Annotated in this window: 18 protein-coding genes and 1 pseudogene; 9 read left to right on the top strand and 10 right to left on the bottom strand. The window is 61.1% G+C overall.

The window, feature by feature from the left end:
- Positions 1–337: 337 nt before the first annotated feature.
- Together K4A76_RS18010 and grxD are read left to right on the top strand one after the other, a co-directional pair.
- The gene (locus K4A76_RS18010) at positions 338–2,446 is read left to right on the top strand and encodes a molybdopterin oxidoreductase family protein (protein ID WP_274410839.1); all 2,109 of its coding nucleotides are present in this window, start codon (positions 338–340) and stop codon (positions 2,444–2,446) included.
- 91 nt (positions 2,447–2,537) lie between these two features.
- Positions 2,538–2,873: a Grx4 family monothiol glutaredoxin gene (gene grxD / locus K4A76_RS18005; protein WP_009684557.1), complete on the top strand. Its 336-nt coding sequence runs from the start codon at positions 2,538–2,540 to the stop codon at positions 2,871–2,873.
- A gap of 55 nt (positions 2,874–2,928) precedes the next feature.
- On the opposite strand, the gene bfr is transcribed toward grxD, so the two are convergent.
- Together bfr and K4A76_RS17995 are read right to left on the bottom strand one after the other, a co-directional pair.
- Positions 2,929–3,402: a bacterioferritin gene (gene bfr, locus K4A76_RS18000; protein WP_009684558.1), complete on the bottom strand. Its 474-nt coding sequence runs from the start codon at positions 3,400–3,402 to the stop codon at positions 2,929–2,931.
- A 199-nt stretch (positions 3,403–3,601) separates the two neighbouring features.
- A complete protein-coding gene (locus tag K4A76_RS17995) occupies positions 3,602–3,820 on the bottom strand; it encodes a bacterioferritin-associated ferredoxin (protein ID WP_009684559.1) in 219 nt (72 codons plus the stop codon).
- Between the two features lie 223 nt (positions 3,821–4,043).
- On the opposite strand from K4A76_RS17995, the gene K4A76_RS17990 reads away from it, so the two are divergent.
- Positions 4,044–4,646 (top strand): peroxiredoxin, encoded by a 603-nt coding sequence (locus K4A76_RS17990; protein ID WP_009684560.1) that lies wholly within the window; start codon positions 4,044–4,046, stop codon positions 4,644–4,646.
- Between the two features lie 101 nt (positions 4,647–4,747).
- On the opposite strand, the gene rnt is transcribed toward K4A76_RS17990, so the two are convergent.
- The gene (gene rnt, locus K4A76_RS17985) at positions 4,748–5,359 is read right to left on the bottom strand and encodes a ribonuclease T (protein ID WP_232108621.1); all 612 of its coding nucleotides are present in this window, start codon (positions 5,357–5,359) and stop codon (positions 4,748–4,750) included.
- A gap of 59 nt (positions 5,360–5,418) precedes the next feature.
- The gene (gene pyrC / locus K4A76_RS17980; RefSeq protein WP_029887753.1) at positions 5,419–6,465 is read right to left on the bottom strand and encodes a dihydroorotase; all 1,047 of its coding nucleotides are present in this window, start codon (positions 6,463–6,465) and stop codon (positions 5,419–5,421) included.
- 129 nt (positions 6,466–6,594) lie between these two features.
- Here pyrC and K4A76_RS17975 point away from each other — a divergent pair, with 129 nt between their 5' ends.
- Both K4A76_RS17975 and K4A76_RS17970 read left to right on the top strand, forming a co-directional pair.
- Complete coding sequence (locus K4A76_RS17975) at positions 6,595–7,524, top strand: flagellar protein MotY (RefSeq protein ID WP_274410838.1); 930 nt, start codon at positions 6,595–6,597, stop codon at positions 7,522–7,524.
- A 171-nt stretch (positions 7,525–7,695) separates the two neighbouring features.
- Positions 7,696–8,913 carry an argininosuccinate synthase gene (locus K4A76_RS17970; protein ID WP_029886602.1) on the top strand — a complete coding sequence of 406 codons (1,218 nt, stop codon included), beginning with the start codon at positions 7,696–7,698 and terminating at the stop codon, positions 8,911–8,913.
- Between the two features lie 243 nt (positions 8,914–9,156).
- On the opposite strand, the pseudogene K4A76_RS17965 reads toward K4A76_RS17970, so the two are convergent.
- Positions 9,157–9,378: pseudogene (locus K4A76_RS17965) on the bottom strand (hypothetical protein); the annotation flags it as partial.
- Positions 9,379–9,550: 172 nt separating this feature from the next.
- Positions 9,551–10,024, bottom strand: a complete 474-nt coding sequence (locus K4A76_RS17960) for a hypothetical protein (RefSeq protein ID WP_274410837.1) — start codon at positions 10,022–10,024, stop codon at positions 9,551–9,553.
- Between the two features lie 364 nt (positions 10,025–10,388).
- Between K4A76_RS17960 and K4A76_RS17955 the strand changes: the two genes are divergently transcribed.
- Positions 10,389–11,012: a response regulator transcription factor gene (locus K4A76_RS17955; protein WP_009684566.1), complete on the top strand. Its 624-nt coding sequence runs from the start codon at positions 10,389–10,391 to the stop codon at positions 11,010–11,012.
- A gap of 46 nt (positions 11,013–11,058) precedes the next feature.
- Here K4A76_RS17955 and K4A76_RS17950 read toward each other — a convergent pair whose 3' ends face one another.
- From K4A76_RS17950 to metG, 3 genes are all read right to left on the bottom strand, one after another.
- Positions 11,059–11,235, bottom strand: coding sequence for a PA3496 family putative envelope integrity protein (locus tag K4A76_RS17950; RefSeq protein WP_009684567.1), 177 nt, complete (start codon positions 11,233–11,235; stop codon positions 11,059–11,061).
- A 104-nt stretch (positions 11,236–11,339) separates the two neighbouring features.
- Positions 11,340–11,978, bottom strand: coding sequence for an endonuclease III (gene nth / locus K4A76_RS17945; protein ID WP_009684568.1), 639 nt, complete (start codon positions 11,976–11,978; stop codon positions 11,340–11,342).
- A gap of 93 nt (positions 11,979–12,071) precedes the next feature.
- Complete coding sequence (gene metG / locus K4A76_RS17940) at positions 12,072–14,111, bottom strand: methionine--tRNA ligase (RefSeq protein ID WP_274410836.1); 2,040 nt, start codon at positions 14,109–14,111, stop codon at positions 12,072–12,074.
- A gap of 157 nt (positions 14,112–14,268) precedes the next feature.
- Between metG and apbC the strand changes: the two genes are divergently transcribed.
- A complete protein-coding gene (gene apbC, locus K4A76_RS17935; RefSeq protein WP_274410835.1) occupies positions 14,269–15,363 on the top strand; it encodes an iron-sulfur cluster carrier protein ApbC in 1,095 nt (364 codons plus the stop codon).
- A 183-nt stretch (positions 15,364–15,546) separates the two neighbouring features.
- On the opposite strand, the gene K4A76_RS17930 is transcribed toward apbC, so the two are convergent.
- Positions 15,547–15,756 (bottom strand): cold-shock protein, encoded by a 210-nt coding sequence (locus tag K4A76_RS17930; protein ID WP_003254922.1) that lies wholly within the window; start codon positions 15,754–15,756, stop codon positions 15,547–15,549.
- A 327-nt stretch (positions 15,757–16,083) separates the two neighbouring features.
- Here K4A76_RS17930 and dcd point away from each other — a divergent pair, with 327 nt between their 5' ends.
- Together dcd and K4A76_RS17920 are read left to right on the top strand one after the other, a co-directional pair.
- A complete protein-coding gene (gene dcd / locus K4A76_RS17925; RefSeq protein ID WP_009684571.1) occupies positions 16,084–16,650 on the top strand; it encodes a dCTP deaminase in 567 nt (188 codons plus the stop codon).
- Between the two features lie 92 nt (positions 16,651–16,742).
- Positions 16,743–16,970 carry a hypothetical protein gene (locus K4A76_RS17920; protein WP_054914202.1) on the top strand — a complete coding sequence of 76 codons (228 nt, stop codon included), beginning with the start codon at positions 16,743–16,745 and terminating at the stop codon, positions 16,968–16,970.
- Positions 16,971–16,976: the final 6 nt, after the last annotated feature.

The raw sequence follows: 16,976 nt of genomic DNA, 5'->3' as shown, positions 1-16,976 counted from the left end.
TTTTTTGACAACGGGAGTGACCTGCGGCGTAAGCCGCACGGGGGCGGACGAAAAAGGGAAAGGCGCAATACTATAAGTAAATGTCGCCTAAAGCCAAGAGGGGAAACAGCAGCCCGCCTGCAAAGAAGTTGCAAGGCGTGTCTCTACCCATTGGGCTGTGCTGTTTTTTATTTGCTACAGCAGGTTGTACACGGCTTGCTGGCAATTTGGCAAATGGCTGTCGCAAATCGTGCCACTGATGTCGGTGGATTCACGCGGCGAAGCGCGCTGGCCGGGGTAGGGTGCGGGGCGCATAGTTTCAGCTCGTTCACTACCCAACAACAAGGCAGAGGCGGCCATGACCAAGACCCTGCATCACCGTGCGTGTCACCTGTGCGAAGCGATCTGCGGGCTCAACATCGAAATCAGCCATGACGACGCGGGGCGGGCGCAGATCAGCTCGATCAAGGGCGACCCCCACGACCCGTTCAGCCGCGGCCATGTCTGCCCCAAGGCGGTAGCGTTGCAGGATATTCAGAATGACCCGGATCGTTTGCGCCAGCCCCATAAACGGGTAGGGGAGCACTGGCAGGCGATTGAGTGGGATGAAGCGTTTACCCTGGCCGCCGACAGGCTGTGGGCGATCCAGCAGGCCCATGGGCGCAATGCCGTGGCCGTGTACCAGGGCAATCCCAGCGTGCATAACTACGGGTTGATGACCCACAGCAATTATTTCCTCGGCCTGCTGAAAACCCGCAACCGTTTCTCTGCCACATCGGTGGACCAATTGCCGCAGCACCTGGTCAGCCACCTGATGTACGGGCATGGCTTGCTATTGCCGATCCCGGATATCGACCATACCGATTTCATGTTGATTCTTGGCGGCAACCCGCTGGCCTCCAACGGCAGCATCATGACGGTGCCCGACGTGGAGAAGCGGCTCAAGGCCCTGCGCGCGCGCGGTGGGCGCCTGGTGGTGGTGGACCCGCGGCGCAGCGAAACGGCGGCCATGGCCGACCGCCATCTGTTCATTCGCCCCGGGGGCGATGCGGCGCTGTTGTGCGGCCTGCTCAGCACGCTGTTCGACGAGGGCCTGACGCGGCGCTCGCACGTGCCGGTCAATGGTCTGCAGCAGGTTCGCGCGGCACTGGCGCCTCTCAGCGCCGAGGCCATGAGCGCGCTGTGTGGCATCGAGGCGGCCGAGATCCGGCAGTTGGCACGGGATTTCGCCGTCGCCGACAAGGCGGTGTGCTACGGGCGCATGGGCGTGTCGACGCAAACCTTCGGCACCCTGTGTCATTGGCTGGTGCAACTGATCAACCTGGTGACCGGCAACCTCGACCGTGTCGGCGGGGCGTTGTGTACAGAGCCGGCCGTGGACCTGGTCGCGACCACCTCGGGTGGGCATTTCAATGCCTGGCAAAGCCGGGTATCGGGATTGCCCGAATACGGCGGTGAGCTGCCGGTGGCGGCCCTCGCCGAAGAAATGCTGACGCCCGGCGAGGGGCAGGTGCATGCCCTGGTGACGGTGGCCGGCAACCCTGTGCTGTCCACGCCCAACGGCCGCCAGCTGGACGCTGCGCTGGAGGGGTTGCAGTTCATGCTCAGCATCGACCTCTACATCAACGAGACCACACGCCATGCCGACTTGATCCTGCCCTCGACCTCGGCGTTGGAAAATGATCACTACGACAGCACATTCAACCTGTTGGCCGTGCGCAACATCACGCGGTTCAACCGGGCGATCCTGGCCAAGCCGCAGGGCGCCTTGCATGACTGGGAAATCTTTGTCGGGCTGGCGCAGGCCTATGCCAGGCGTGCCGGGCTGGAGATCAAGCCGACCGTGGCGCCCGCGCAGATGATCGACCTGGCCCTGCGCAAAGGCCGCTACGGCGAGGCAACCGCCTGGCAGCTTTCCCTGGCCAAGCTCGATGAGCACCCGCATGGCCTGGACCTTGGCCCGTTGCGCGCCAACCTCGAGGCTCGCCTGGCCACTGCCACCAAGGCGATCGAAGCGGCGCCCCAGGTGCTGCTGGACGATTTGCAGCGGCTGGCCCGGCAAGCACCGCCAGCCCCGAACGAACTGTTGTTGATCGGGCGCCGCCACGTGCGCAGCAACAACTCATGGATGCACAACTTTCATCGGCTGGTCAAAGGCAAGCCCCGGCACCAGTTGTTGATGCACCCCCACGATCTGCAGCAGCGGCAACTGCAGGATGGCCAGCGGGTGCGGATTCGCTCGCGCACCGGTGCCCTGGAAGTCGAGGTACTGGCCTGCGAGGACATGATGCCCGGTGTGGTCAGCTTGCCCCATGGATTCGGTCATGGCCGGCAGGGCGTACACCTGCAGGTCGCCCAGGCGCAGCCTGGCGTGAGTGCCAATGACCTTACCGACGAGCGCTTGCGTGACCCGGTGTCGGGCAATGCGGCGCTCAATGGCGTACCTGTGCAGGTCGAGGCCGCTTGAGCGATGGCAAGGCCGAGCATGCTGCTCGGCTTTCCGTTACAATGCCTCACCGTGCCGACGATCGCGTCGGAAAGTTCAGCTGAGGTGCTAGATGGATATCATCGATACGATCAAAGAGCAGATTGCCAACAACACCATTCTGCTTTACATGAAAGGTTCGCCGAATGCCCCGCAGTGCGGGTTCTCGGCCAAGGCATCGCAGGCTGTGATGGGGTGTGGCGAGAAGTTCGCCTACGTCGACATCCTGCAGAACCCGGAAATCCGCGCCAACCTGCCAAAGTACGCCAACTGGCCGACTTTCCCGCAGCTGTGGGTGGCCGGTGAGCTGGTCGGCGGTAGCGACATCATGCTGGAAATGTTCGAAAAGGGTGAGCTGCAGGCCCTGATCAAGGACGCCGCCGCCAAGGCCAAAGCTGCCGAAGCCTGATTTCGGCAAGCATGAAAAAACCCGCTGATCGCGGGTTTTTTTATGCAGCGGGTGATTACTCTTCGCCCATCTGCGATTGCAGGTAGTTTTCGATACCGATCTTGTCGATCAGCCCCAGCTGGGTTTCCAGCCAGTCGATATGTTCTTCCTCGGACTCGAGGATATCTTCCAGCATGTCACGCGAGCCGAAGTCACCCGCGGTTTCGCAGTGGGCGATGGCGGCCTTGAGATCGGCCAGGCCCTTGTGTTCGAGCTTAAGGTCGCACTCGAGCATTTCCTTGGTGTGCTCGCCGATCAACAGCTTGCCCAGGTCCTGAACGTTAGGGATGCCTTCGAGGAAGAGAATACGCTTGATCAACTTGTCAGCGTGCTTCATCTCGTCGATCGATTCCTTGTACTCGTGCTTGCCGAGTTTGTTCAGGCCCCAATCTTCGTACATGCGTGCGTGCAGGAAATACTGGTTGATCGCGACCAGCTCGTTTCCGAGGATCTTGTTGAGATGCTGGATGACGCTTACGTCGCCTTTCATTTGGGTTCCTGCCCTGTAGAAGTGTGCCAATAGCAGGAAGTTTGAGCCCGATGCGCAAGTGTGTCAAACCTAAGTGATTGAATAATAAATGAAAATTAATAGGAATAAGAATGTTTGTGAACCGCGTTGGTGCCCTAACTTATTGATATGTAGGCATAAAAAAACCGGACACTAGGTCCGGTTCTTGGAAATGCTGGTGTCAGGCGGTGGTGAATTCTACCGGGTAGGGCAGGGCGGCCTGGCTGACCTGCAGCTCGGTCAGGGTCTCGCGAACTACCTGCTTGGCCAGGCAGGCACATTTGCCACACTGGCTGGCGACATTGGTCGCGGCTCGCACATCCTTGTAACTGCAGCATCCTTCATAGATCGCGTCGCGGATCTGTCCGTCAGTAACGCCGACACAAAGACACACATACATAAGGGCTGACCATCGCTGGTTGAGTCGATGGGTTGGAGCTTAATGTTAATGAGAATGCTTGTCAAAGCACTTTCTGCAAGGCCTGTGCTTGAGCGACCGGCGGTTGCCTGCTCGTTGGATTCGGCCTGTCATCAGAAGCCGTGTATGATGGTCGCCTTTGTTGGATGTCGGGCAGGCCCGTCTGGCCCGGCAAACGGTTCTACACCCTCATCAGGAGATTACAATGAGCGTACTCGTTGGTAAGAAAGCCCCCGATTTCACCGTACCGGCCGTGCTGGGCAATGGCGAGATCGTCGACAGCTTCAACCTGGCTTCGGCCATCAAGGGCAAGTACGGCCTGGTGTTCTTCTACCCGCTGGACTTCACCTTCGTCTGCCCGTCCGAGCTGATCGCCCTGGACCACCGCATCCCTGATTTCCAGGCGCGCAACGTAGAAGTGATCGGCGTGTCCATCGACTCGCACTTCACTCACAACGCCTGGCGCAACACCCCGGTCAACAACGGCGGCATCGGCCAGGTGAAGTACACCCTGGCTGCCGACATGACCCACGAAATCTGCAAGGCCTACGACGTTGAGTCCGAAGGTGGCGTGGCCTTCCGTGGTGCCTTCCTGATCGACACCAACGGTGTTGTTCGTTCGCAGATCGTCAACGACCTGCCACTGGGCCGTAACATGGACGAACTGCTGCGCCTGGTCGACGCCCTGCAATTCCACGAAGAGCACGGCGAAGTCTGCCCGGCCAACTGGAAAAAAGGCGACAAAGGCATGAATGCTTCGCCAGAAGGCGTAGCCGCCTACCTGAGCGAGAACGCCGGCAAGCTGTAATTGCGGCGCGCATGAAAAACCGGCCCTGGTGGCCGGTTTTTTTGTGCCTGGGTGGTGGCTGCGGGCTTGTGTTGCGAAAGGGCCGCCAGGCGGCCCCCAGGTCAATCGTTGAAGTCGCGCCAGCCGCCCAGGTCCTTCCAGCGGTTGACGATGCCGCAGAACAGCTCCGCCGTTTTCTCGGTGTCGTACCGCGCCGAGTGCGCTTCACGCCCATCGAAGTCGATGTCGGCGCTTTGGCAAGCCCGCGCCAGTACGGTCTGGCCATAGGCCAGGCCGGCCAGGGTAGCCGTGTCGAAGCTGGAAAACGGGTGGAACGGGTTACGCTTCACGTCATTGCGCGCCACGGCCGCGTTGAGGAAGCCGAGGTCGAAGCTGCTGTTATGGCCGACCAGAATCGCCCGCTTGCAGCCATTGGCCTTCAGGGCCTTGCGCACACCGCGGAAAATATCGGTCAGCGCGGTTTCCTCGCTGACTGCCATGCGCAGCGGGTGGTCGAGCTTGATGCCGGTGAACTCCAGGGCGGCCGCCTCGATGTTCGCGCCTTCGAACGGCTCCACCCGGTGGAAGTACGTGTGCTCGGGGAACAGGAAGCCTTTCTCGTCCATGCCGATGGTCACTGCAGCAATTTCCAGCAAGGCATCGGTGGCGCTGTTGAAGCCGCCCGTTTCCACGTCCACTACAACCGGCAGGTAACCGCGGAAGCGCTCGGCCATTGGATGGCGCGACCCGCTGTTGCCTTGGCTTTCCAGGTCGTCTTCGTAGAGGTCTTCGCTCACGCGTTTTCCTCCAGCAGGCGCCAGCGCAATTTCTCGCCAGCGCGCAGCGGCACCACGGTTTGCTCGCCGAATGGCAGGCTCTGCGGGGCGGTCCATTCTTCGCGGACCAGGGTGATGGTGTCGGTATTTGCCGGCAGGCCATAGAAAGCTGGGCCGTGGAGGCTGGCGAAACCTTCCAGCTTGTCCAGCGCGTTGCGTTGCTCGAACGCTTCGGCGTACAGCTCGATAGCCGCGTAGGCGGTGTAGCAGCCGGCGCAGCCGCAGGCCGCTTCTTTGGCGTGACGGGCGTGCGGGGCCGAGTCGGTACCGAGGAAGAACTTCGGGTTGCCGCTGGTGGCTGCATCCAGCAGGGCCACCTGGTGGGTGTTGCGCTTGAGGATCGGCAGGCAGTAGAAGTGTGGGCGAATGCCACCGACCAGCATGTGGTTGCGGTTGTACAGCAGGTGTTGCGCGGTGATGGTCGCGCCAACATTGGCCGGTGCTTCGGTGACGAACTGCGCGGCATCGCTGGTGGTAATGTGTTCGAACACCACTTTCAAGGCCGGGAAGCGCTCGACCAGGCGGCGCATGTGCTCGTCGATGAAGCGCTTCTCGCGGTCGAACACGTCGATTTCGCTGCGGGTCACTTCGCCGTGCACCAGCAGCGGCATGCCGACCTCCGCCAATGCCTCGATGGCCGGGAAGATATTGTCGATGCTGGTCACGCCCGAATCGGAATTGGTGGTGGCGCCCGCCGGGTACAGCTTGGCGGCATACACGATACCGCTGGCCTTGGCGGCACGCACATCTTCGGGGCTGGTACGGTCGGTGAGGTACAGGACCATCAGCGGCTCGAAGCGGCTGCCTGCCGGGCGGGCAGCGAGGATGCGTTCACGGTAGGCACCGGCCTCGGCGGCGTTGCGCACCGGCGGAACCAGGTTGGGCATGATGATGGCGCGGGCGAAAGTACGCGCCACATCGCCAACGGTGTGGGGCAGGACGGCACCATCACGCAGATGGATGTGCCAGTCGTCGGGGCGCAGGAGGGTCAGGCGATCGGACATTGGGGATTCCAGGCGGGTCGAACTCAAGCCCCAATGCTACCGGAAAACCCTGGGCCGAGCACGGCTATCAAGTTTTCCGGTTGGCGTCCGATAGCCTGCAGGTAAGCCGTTGAAATTGTGGAGCCGCCCGTGCGCCAGCGTTACCTGACCCTGTTGACCCTGTTCGCCAGCCTGCCGGCTGCCGCGCTGACTTTTCAGACGCGCATGGAGAACATTGCCTGGAAGGTCGAGGGTGACCCGTTCGAGTGCCGGCTGATCCAGCCGATCGATGGCTTTGGCAGTGGTGAGTTCGTACGCCGGGCGGGCGAGCAGGCAGTGTTCCAGCTGCGCTCGGCCAGCAACATACTGGGGGCCGGCACTGCCAGCCTGCTGGCGGCGGCGGCGCCGTGGCAACCCGGTCGTGGTGATATCAACCTGGGTAGCGTGCGCATGGCCCGTACCGGCGTGTTGTTCAGTTCGTCGCAAGGCCAGGCCAGCCGCCTGATCAATGGCTTGCTCGACGGGCGCAGCACGGTGGTGCGCAGCTATGCGGGCGAAGCTGGCCGGCCCATGGAGGTGCGGGTACTGCCGGTGAGCTTTGCCAAGGCCTACAGCGATTACCAGGTGTGTGCCGCCAAGCTGCTGCCCATGAACTACGACCAGGTGCGCCAGACCCAGGTCGGTTTCCCGGGCGGGGGCATCGAACTGGATGACGCGGCCAAGGCCAGGCTGGATGTGATTCTCGAATACATGAAGGCCGACCCTTCGGTGAACCATGTCGAGCTCAACGGTCACTCCGACAACAGCGGTAATCGCCTGACCAACCGCGACCTGTCACGCCGCCGGGCGCTGGCGGTGGCGGACTACTTCAAGGCTCATGGTATCAAGGATGAGCAGATCACCGTACGCTTCCACGGCGAGCGCTACCCGGTGGCCAAGAACAACACGGCGGCGAATCGGGCGCGGAATCGGCGAGTGAACATCGAGCTGGACCGGGTGGTGGTGCCTGAAAAACCGGTGGAGAAACCGACCGAGCAAGCCCCCCCTGCTGCTGGTGCTGCGCCGGCCAGGCAACCTTGAGGTTGGACAGCCGCGTGCACCGCAGGCCCTTGACTTGCCTGCCTCACTACCGTCCGTCGCCCCTGTGAAAGTTCTTGTCGCTTTGTCGTCAGAAGCTGTCGCGCCACTGTAAATTTATCGTTAACGCCGTTAGAATCGGTCCTTTTCCGTACAACCCCGTGGAGTGATGGCATGGCGGACGTAAAAAAGGTCGTACTGGCGTATTCCGGCGGCCTTGATACTTCGGTGATTCTCAAGTGGCTGCAGGATACCTACAACTGCGAAGTGGTGACTTTCACCGCTGACCTGGGTCAGGGCGAAGAGGTCGAACCGGCCCGCGCCAAGGCTCAGGCAATGGGTGTTAAAGAGATCTACATCGACGACCTGCGCGAAGAGTTCGTGCGTGATTTCGTGTTCCCGATGTTCCGCGCCAACACCGTCTACGAAGGTGAGTACCTGCTGGGTACTTCCATCGCCCGTCCGCTGATCGCCAAGCGCCTCATCGAAATCGCCAACGAAACCGGTGCAGACGCCATTTCCCATGGCGCTACCGGCAAGGGCAACGACCAGGTGCGTTTCGAGCTGGGTGCCTACGCGCTCAAGCCTGGCGTCAAGGTTATCGCCCCATGGCGCGAGTGGGACCTGCTGTCCCGCGAGAAGCTGATGGACTACGCCGAAAAGCACGGTATCCCGATCGAGCGCCACGGCAAGAAGAAGTCGCCGTACTCGATGGACGCCAACCTGCTGCACATCTCCTACGAAGGCGGTGTCCTGGAAGACACCTGGACCGAGCACGAAGAGGACATGTGGCGCTGGAGTGTCTCACCTGAGAACGCTCCGGACCAGGCCACCTACATCGAACTCACCTACCGCAACGGCGACATCGTTGCCATCGACGGTGTCGAGAAAACCCCGGCAACCGTTCTGGCCGACCTGAACCGCATCGGCGGTGCCAACGGCATCGGCCGCCTCGACATCGTCGAAAACCGTTATGTCGGTATGAAGTCGCGTGGCTGCTACGAGACGCCTGGCGGCACCATCATGCTCAAGGCCCACCGTGCCATCGAGTCGATCACCCTGGACCGTGAAGTTGCTCACCTCAAAGACGAGTTGATGCCCAAGTACGCCAGCCTGATCTACACCGGTTACTGGTGGAGCCCGGAGCGCGTGATGCTGCAGCAGATGATCGACGCTTCGCAGGTCAACGTGAACGGTGTGGTGCGGCTGAAGCTGTACAAAGGCAATGTCACCGTGGTTGGCCGTAAATCGGATGATTCGCTGTTCGATGCCAACATCGCCACCTTCGAAGAAGATGGCGGCGCCTACAACCAGGCCGACGCTGCTGGCTTCATCAAGCTCAACGCCTTGCGTATGCGCATTGCCGCTAACAAGGGCCGTTCGCTGCTCTGATTGCTGGCCTGTGCCATGAAAGAACCCGGCTGCGGCCTAATGCCTGTCGGTTAAGCGTTACTGAGGCTGCTTTGCAGCCCTTCGCGGGCACGCCCGCTCCCACAGGCGCTGAACTCAAGAGATGCGCGATCCCCTGTGGGAGCGGGCGTGCCCGCGAAGGGTCGCAAAGCGGCCCCCAAATTACTTAACTGACTGGCATTAGGCTGCGGCCGGGTTTTTTGTGCCTGCTCGAAATGAAGAGTTTCAGCTGCATGGGTTCGCGGCCTCACTGCCCAGTGGGCTGATGGACAATTGCGCGCATTGGCCTTTATCCACATTGCAAAAGCGCCAGGTGCGGGGCGGCGTTGGTGGTTGCGCAAGCGCTTGCAACAATTGCTGTTCCATCAGGCGACAGGCATCCGGGCCAGAAAACATGAAGGTGACGGGCTCGCCTGGCAACCCCTCCTGCGGCATGGCAGCGAGGGCTTCACTGCCGGGCGGGGGGCGCTGTCCGGTGCTGTTTTGTTGGGTAACTGGGGCTGCTTTGCAGCCCTTCGCGGGCACGCCCGCGAAGGGTCGCAAAGCGGCCCCCAAATTACTTAACTGACTGGCATTAGGCTGCGGCCGGGTTTTTTGTGCCTGCTCGAAATGAAGAGTTTCAGCTGCATGGGTTCGCGGCCTCACTGCCCAGTGGGCTGATGGACAATTGCGCGCATTGGCCTTTATCCACATTGCAAAAGCGCCAGGTGCGGGGCGGCGTTGGTGGTTGCGCAAGCGCTTGCAACAATTGCTGTTCCATCAGGCGACAGGCATCCGGGCCAGAAAACATGAAGGTGACGGGCTCGCCTGGCAACCCCTCCTGCGGCATGGCAGCGAGGGCCTCATTGCTGGGAGGGGGCGCGCTGTCCGCTGCTGCCTTGTTGGGTAACGGGCTGTAGAACGACTTGTAGTTGAAGTTGAGTGTCAGGAAAAACAGCGCGGTCAGGAAGAACGGAAAGCCCACCAGGAACCAGGTATAGAGCTTCTGGCTGGACTCGCTGAGAAAGGGCAGTGTGGCCAGGGCGGAGGCTTCGATGATCCCGGCGAAGATGGCAATGATCGTCAGCGGGGCGACAGGTTGTGCTTGGGTCATGGTGGCTGCCTCCAGCGGTTTTGCCCATCTTTGCCTTACTGCGCCGGGCAACTAAAGACTGGACTGCTTCCCGGTGCGCGACAACGGGCAAAGTCCCTGATCCACGCTTCACCCCGAAGGCGGGAAGGGGTGTTTCAGCCCCTGACAGTCTGTGCTCAAAGTGCAACTGGCCACCGGGTACACGCCTGTAATCGGTAATAAGGAATTTGTTTGTTACAACCATAGTCGCGAAGTGTAGGAAGTTTCCGCAACTATTGTAGGTTTTGTCTGCACATGAGTTTCGTCGGCAAATCGCCGCGCCATCGGTCGTTCTGTCAGTTATCTTGGCGTGCCAAAGCCACAACAGTGAATGAATGGATGTCGCATGAATAAAGTGCTTATCGTTGATGATCATCCGGTCATACGCCTTGCCGTGCGCATGCTGATGGAGCGGCATGGGTATGACGTCGTGGGGGAGACCGACAATGGGGTGGCTGCATTGCAGCTGACGCGGCAACACCTGCCGGACATCGTGGTGCTGGATATCGGTATACCGAAGCTGGATGGCCTGGAGGTGATTGCCCGCATGGCCAGCTTCAGCCCAGGCAGCAAGGTGCTGGTGCTGACGTCGCAGGCACCCGGCAATTTTTCGATGCGCTGCATGCAGGCGGGGGCGGCGGGTTATGTATGCAAGCAACAGGAACTTACCGAGCTGTTGAGCGCAATCAAGGCGGTGCTCTCGGGCTACAGCTATTTCCCCAACCAGGCCCTGCATGCGGCCCGTGGCAGGGGCACGGGCAGCGAGGTGGACATGGTCAACCGCCTCTCGGCCCGGGAAATGACCGTGTTGCAACAGTTGGCGCGCGGGCGTTCGAACAAGGAAATTGCCGACAGCATGTACCTGAGCAACAAGACGGTCAGTACCTACAAGTCACGCCTGTTGCTCAAGCTCAATGCACGGTCGCTGGTAGACCTGATCGAGTTGGCGCAACGGCAAGGCCTGAGCTGAGCACAGGCCATGAAGCCTCCGGGCAGGAGGCTTTGCCAAGGTGGGGCTACAGGTCGTAATCGAAATCGGCCAGTTGTTTCTGCAGGCGCCGTTCTTCGAGCAAGTTGTCGATGGTGCGGCGTTTGCTGAGGTTGGTTTTTGCAGATTCCACCGGGGGCTCCGCGTCATCTTCTACGGCAACAAAATCATCTTCGATCGACAGGTCGTCTTTATCGGTACTCATGAGTCGCTCCAAGCCAAGGGGCCGTTGGCCGACCTTATAACCAGAAAGCAGGCGCTGGTAAAAAAGATTTTTTCAATCGCCTGCAGTGGTTTTCAGCTATCCGCTCAATCGTCAGAAGTTTTGTGCTTGTACTCGCACAGGTCTTCGATCCTGCAGCTGCCGCACCTTGGCTTGCGTGCCTGGCAAACATAGCGGCCATGGAGAATCAGCCAGTGGTGGGCGTCCAGCAGGTAGTCCTTGGGTACGAACTTGACCAGTTTCTTTTCCACTTCCAGCACAGTCTTGCCCGGCGCTATCCCCGTGCGATTGCTGACCCTGAAAATATGCGTATCGACGGCCATGGTCGGCTGGCGGAACGCCGTGTTCAGCACCACGTTCGCCGTCTTGCGGCCGACACCTGGCAGTGCCTCCAGCGCTTCACGGGTCTGGGGTACCTGGCTACCGTGACGCTCGATCAGTAAGCGGCAGGCTTCGATGACGTTCTTGGCCTTGCTGTTGTACAGCCCGATGGTCTTTATGTATTCGCTGAGGCCTTCGACGCCCAGGGCATAGATGGCCTCGGGGGTGTTGGCGACGGGGAACAGGCGCGCAGTGGCCTTGTTGACGCCTACGTCGGTCGATTGCGCGGACAGTGTCACTGCCACCAGCAATTCAAATGGCGTGGTGTAGGCCAGTTCGGTTTTCGGGTCAGGGTTGTCTTCATGCAGCCTGCGAAAAATCTCCAGGCGTTTGGCGGCGTTCATGAATCAGAGCTTTCCTTGATGGCGCGCACAGGCCGGGATTGCCCCGGCCCGCCGCAGAAGCCAACGGGACTGCCATGCAGCCCCCACGGTCAATTACTTGATGCGCTGGCCTGGCTTGGCGCCGCTGTCCGGGCTCAGCAGGTAGATCTCTTCACCACCAGGGCCTGCCGCCATGACCATCCCCTCGGACACGCCAAAGCGCATTTTCCGCGGTTTCAGGTTGGCGACCATCATGGTCAGGCGGCCTTCGAGCTTGGACGGGTCCGGGTAAGCCGACTTGATGCCGGAGAACACATTGCGGCGTTCGTCCCCGATGTCCAGGGTCAGCTGCAGCAGCTTGTCCGCACCCGCCACGGCTTCGGCCTTGACGATCAGTGCCACACGCAGGTCCACGGCGGCAAAGGTGTCGAACTCGATTTCTGCCGACAGCGGGTCCTTGGCCAGCTCGCCGTTGCCTGCCGGGGCCTTGGGTTCGGCGGCGAGCAGGTCTTCCTTGCTGGCGGCGACCATGGCTTCGACCTTGGCCAGCTCGATACGGCTCATCAGCGCCTTGAACGGGTTCAACGTGTGGTTTTCCAGGCGCGACAGGTGGTCGTCCCAGGTCAGCGGGGCCACGTTGAGGAAGGCCTCGGCGTCGGCAGCCAGCAGCGGCAGTACCGGCTTGAGGAAAATCACCAACTGGCGGAACAGGTTGATGCCCTGGGCGCAGATCGCCTGCACTTCGTCCTGCTTGCCCTCCTGCTTGGCCAGGGACCACGGCGCCTTGTCGGCGATCCAGGCATTGGCACGGTCGGCCAGCGCCATGATTTCGCGCATGGCGCGGCCGAAATCGCGGCCTTCGTAGGCCTCGGCAATGGACGGGGCGGCAGCCAGGAAGGCTTCGGTCAGTTCAGGCGCGGCATCACCGCTAACCATCACGCCCTGGTTACCCTTGTGGATGAAGCCGGCACAGCGGCTGGCGATGTTGACCACCTTGCCAACCAGGTCAGAGTTGACCTTCTGCACGAAGTCTTCCAGGTTCAGGTCGAGGTCGTCGACGCCGCGGCCCAGCTTGGCGGCGTAGTAATAGCGCAGGTACTCTGGCTGCAGGTGGTCGAGGTAGGTACGGGCCTTGATGAACGTACCCCGCGACTTCGACATCTTGGCGCCGTTGACGGTCAGGTAACCGTGCACATTGACGGCGGTCGGCTTGCGGAAGCCCGCGCCTTCGAGCATGGCTGGCCAGAACAGGGCGTGGAAGTTGACGATGTCCTTGCCGATGAAATGGTACAGCTCGGCCGTGGAGCCCTCGCGCCAGAACGCATCGAAGTCCAGTTCCGGGCGGCGCGCGCAAAGGTTCTTGAAGCTGGCCATGTAGCCGATAGGCGCATCGAGCCACACATAGAAGTATTTGCCCGGCTCACCCGGAATTTCGAAACCGAAGTACGGCGCGTCACGGGAGATGTCCCATTCCTGCAGGCCGGAGTCCAGCCATTCGGCCAGCTTGTTGGCGACCGCATCCTGCAGCGTGCCGCTGCGGGTCCACTGTTGCAGCATGGCCTGGAAGTCGGGCAGCTTGAAGAAAAAGTGCTGCGAATCGCGCAGTACCGGGGTGGCCCCGGAAATGGCCGACTTGGGGTTCTTCAGTTCGGTCGGTGCGTAGGTGGCGCCGCATTTCTCGCAGTTGTCGCCGTACTGGTCTTCGGCCGCGCACTTCGGGCAGGTGCCCTTGATGAAGCGGTCAGCCAGGAACATGCCCTTTTCCGGGTCGAAGTACTGGGTCACCGAACGGGTGGCAATGTGCCCCGCCTCACGCAGGCGCGTGTAGATGAGGCTCGACAGCTCACGGTTTTCTTCGCTGTGGGTGGAGTGGAAGTTGTCGAAGTCCACCAGGAAGTCGGCGAAGTCGCTGCTGTGTTCGGCCTGGACGTTGGCAATCAGCTGTTCCGGGGTGATGCCTTCCTTTTCCGCGCGCAGCATGATGGCCGAGCCGTGGGCGTCGTCGGCGCAGACGTAAATGCACTGGTTCCCGCGCAGCTTCTGGAAGCGTACCCACATATCCGTCTGGATGTACTCCAGCATATGGCCAAGGTGGATCGATCCATTGGCATAGGGCAGGGCGCTGGTGACGAGAATCTGGCGTGGCTCGGACATGGTGGCTCGGCTACTTATCTGGCTCGGGGTGAAAATGAGGGTGATCGGCCACTATAAAGGGCTGGCGAAGATATTTCACCCCGCAAGCGCATCTGCTGATGATTGACGGGTTAGGATAGGCGCCTGTTTTACATTCAGTTTGCCAATGGGAGTCTCCATGAGTGCCGTCACCCGTGCCGCCATTGAAGGCGTGCTTCGCCAGTACACCGACCCCTACCTGAACCAGGACCCGGTCAGCACCGGTTGCGTGCGCGCCATCGATATCCAGGGCGGGCACGTCAGCGTGCAGTTGCAGTTGGGCTATGCCGCCGGGCTGTTCAAGAACGGCTGGGCCCAGGTGCTGCAGACCGCCATCGGCAATCTCGAGGGCGTCAGCGGCGCCCAGGTGTCGATCGACTGCGTGGTTGCCGCGCACAAGGCCCAGGCCCAGGTGCCGGCCATGGCCAACGTCAGGAACATCATCGCCGTGGCCTCGGGCAAGGGTGGCGTGGGCAAGTCGACCACCGCTGCCAACCTGGCCCTGGCGCTGGCCCGCGAGGGTGCCCGGGTGGGTATTCTGGATGCCGACATCTATGGCCCCAGCCAGGGCGTTATGTTCGGTATCGCCGAAGGCACCCGCCCGCAGATTCGCGAACAGAAGTGGTTTGTGCCGATCAAGGCGCATGGCGTGGAAGTGATGTCCATGGCGTTCCTGACCGACGACAACACGCCGATGGTCTGGCGTGGCCCGATGGTATCGGGTGCGCTGCTGCAGTTGGTGACCCAGACCGCGTGGGACGACCTGGACTACCTGGTGATCGACATGCCCCCGGGCACCGGTGACATCCAGCTGACCCTGGCCCAGAAGGTGCCGGTGGCCGGGTCGGTGATCGTTACCACACCACAGGACTTGGCCTTGCTCGATGCCCGCAAGGGCGTGGAAATGTTCCGTAAGGTCAACATCCCGGTACTGGGCGTGGTCGAGAACATGGCCGTGCACATCTGTTCCAACTGCGGCCATGCCGAGCACCTGTTCGGCGAAGGCGGTGGCGAGAAGCTGGCCAGCCAGTATGGTGTCGATCTGCTGGCCTCGCTGCCACTGTCGATGGTCATCCGCGAGCAGGCCGACAACGGCAAGCCGACCACCATTGCCGAGCCGGAAAGCCAGATTGCCATGGTCTACCAGGAACTGGCGCGCCAGGTAGGGGCGCGGATCGTGCTGCAGGAAGCTGCAGCGCCGGCGATGCCGAGCATCACCATCAGCGAAGATTGACCTGAGAGCGAGCCGCCTGCTTCGCGGGCATGCCCGCTCCCCTAAGGACTGCGCAGCAATTGAAGCCTGCGCGATCCCTGTGGGAGCGGGCGTGCCCGCGAAGAAGCCAGCGCCGAATTTCGAACAAGCATAAAAAAACCCGCCAGAAGGCGGGTTTTTTGAAAGCTAGGAAGCTAGATCGGCTTAGGCGATCTGAACTTCTTCAGCCTGCATGCCTTTCTGGCCGCGGGTAGCGACGAAAGTAACAGCCTGGCCTTCTTTCAGGGTTTTGAAGCCGTCAGCTTGGATGGCTTTGAAGTGCACGAACAGGTCGTCGCCCGACTGAGGGGTGATGAAGCCGTAGCCTTTCTCATCGTTGAACCACTTAACAACACCGGATTGACGGTTGGACATTTTTCTGTCTCCTTGGACAATTTGATAACGGTCAGGAAACACCCTGACCGGGACTGAGCGCAAAGAGAGCAGAAAATTCAGCGATGGGCCGATCAGGATCGTGCATCAAACTAGAGATTCTCGGTGTCACGTGCAGCACAGTGGCGCCACCTTACCCCACTTTCCGCAACCTGCCAATGGTCTGAATGCGGTTTAGGCAAATTCGGATCGACGGCGGCTGCAAGCCGCGCCCGACGCGGAGTGAGGGATGGAACTTTAACCTGGGCGCCGGGACCGGTAAGATGCGCACCACGTTTTCCACCACGCAACTCTTCAGGACACCCCGCCATGAGCATCAAATCGGACAAGTGGATTCGCCGCATGGCGCAGGAACACGGCATGATCGAGCCGTTCGTCGAGCGCCAGGTGCGCGGCGAGCAGGACAGCCGGGTCATCTCTTTCGGTGTTTCCAGCTACGGCTACGACGTGCGCTGCGCCGACGAATTCAAGGTGTTCACCAACATCAACTCGGCGACCGTCGATCCGAAAAACTTCGACGCTGGCAGCTTCGTCGACATCAAGAGCGACGTGTGCATCATTCCGCCGAACTCGTTCGCCCTGGCGCGCACGGTCGAGTACTTCCGCATTCCGCGCGACGTGCTGACCATCTGCCTGGGCAAGAGCACCTACGCCCGTTGCGGCATCATCGTCAATGTCACCCCGCTGGAACCTGAGTGGGAAGGCCACGTGACCCTGGAATTCTCCAATACCACCACGCTGCCGGCAAAGATCTATGCCAACGAAGGCGTGGCGCAGATGCTGTTCCTGCAGTCCGACGAAGCGTGCGATGTGTCGTACAAGGACCGCGGCGGCAAGTATCAGGGCCAGCGCGGCGTGACCCTGCCGCGGACCTGAACCGACGAGCGCGGGGAATTACCTGCGCTTTTGCCACTCCAACGAAGTACGCCGGTGCTCATGATGTGCATCGGTTTCGTCAGGAGCAGCCAATGAAACTCCATCCCGCAATCAGTGCCAAGCTGGCAGGTCTGCAGCCCAACCACATCGGGTTGTTGCCCTGGTCTTTGCTGGCGCATCCGTTGCCCATGCAGGCCGGGGGCGTGCCCCACCAGCCTGACCCCGATACGCCGCAGCCTGCGCAGCCAGGTGAATCTCCACCCATGGAACCGGGCGAGCCGACCTTGCCTGACGAGCCCCCCCCAGCGCCTGTAGCGTGATCCGCT

Source organism: Pseudomonas sp. NEEL19 (assembly GCF_028751975.1).
Taxonomy (GTDB): domain Bacteria; phylum Pseudomonadota; class Gammaproteobacteria; order Pseudomonadales; family Pseudomonadaceae; genus Aquipseudomonas; species Aquipseudomonas juntendi.
The sequence above is the reverse complement of the archived record's forward strand: the minus strand, read 5'-3'. Positions and strand labels throughout refer to the sequence as shown.

Bases quoted from the DNA above. Each gene is read 5' to 3' on its own strand.
- K4A76_RS18010 (WP_274410839.1), top strand. From the start codon at position 338: ATGACCAAGACCCTGCATCACCGTGCGTGTCACCTGTGCGAAGCGATC.
- grxD (WP_009684557.1), top strand. From the start codon at position 2,538: ATGGATATCATCGATACGATCAAAGAGCAGATTGCCAACAACACCATT.
- bfr (WP_009684558.1), bottom strand. From the start codon at position 3,402: ATGAAAGGCGACGTAAGCGTCATCCAGCATCTCAACAAGATCCTCGGA.
- K4A76_RS17995 (WP_009684559.1), bottom strand. From the start codon at position 3,820: ATGTATGTGTGTCTTTGTGTCGGCGTTACTGACGGACAGATCCGCGAC.
- K4A76_RS17990 (WP_009684560.1), top strand. From the start codon at position 4,044: ATGAGCGTACTCGTTGGTAAGAAAGCCCCCGATTTCACCGTACCGGCC.
- rnt (WP_232108621.1), bottom strand. From the start codon at position 5,359: ATGGCCGAGCGCTTCCGCGGTTACCTGCCGGTTGTAGTGGACGTGGAA.
- pyrC (WP_029887753.1), bottom strand. From the start codon at position 6,465: ATGTCCGATCGCCTGACCCTCCTGCGCCCCGACGACTGGCACATCCAT.
- K4A76_RS17970 (WP_029886602.1), top strand. From the start codon at position 7,696: ATGGCGGACGTAAAAAAGGTCGTACTGGCGTATTCCGGCGGCCTTGAT.
- K4A76_RS17960 (WP_274410837.1), bottom strand. From the start codon at position 10,024: ATGACCCAAGCACAACCTGTCGCCCCGCTGACGATCATTGCCATCTTC.
- K4A76_RS17955 (WP_009684566.1), top strand. From the start codon at position 10,389: ATGAATAAAGTGCTTATCGTTGATGATCATCCGGTCATACGCCTTGCC.
- K4A76_RS17950 (WP_009684567.1), bottom strand. From the start codon at position 11,235: ATGAGTACCGATAAAGACGACCTGTCGATCGAAGATGATTTTGTTGCC.
- nth (WP_009684568.1), bottom strand. From the start codon at position 11,978: ATGAACGCCGCCAAACGCCTGGAGATTTTTCGCAGGCTGCATGAAGAC.
- metG (WP_274410836.1), bottom strand. From the start codon at position 14,111: ATGTCCGAGCCACGCCAGATTCTCGTCACCAGCGCCCTGCCCTATGCC.
- apbC (WP_274410835.1), top strand. From the start codon at position 14,269: ATGAGTGCCGTCACCCGTGCCGCCATTGAAGGCGTGCTTCGCCAGTAC.
- K4A76_RS17930 (WP_003254922.1), bottom strand. From the start codon at position 15,756: ATGTCCAACCGTCAATCCGGTGTTGTTAAGTGGTTCAACGATGAGAAA.
- dcd (WP_009684571.1), top strand. From the start codon at position 16,084: ATGAGCATCAAATCGGACAAGTGGATTCGCCGCATGGCGCAGGAACAC.
- K4A76_RS17920 (WP_054914202.1), top strand. From the start codon at position 16,743: ATGAAACTCCATCCCGCAATCAGTGCCAAGCTGGCAGGTCTGCAGCCC.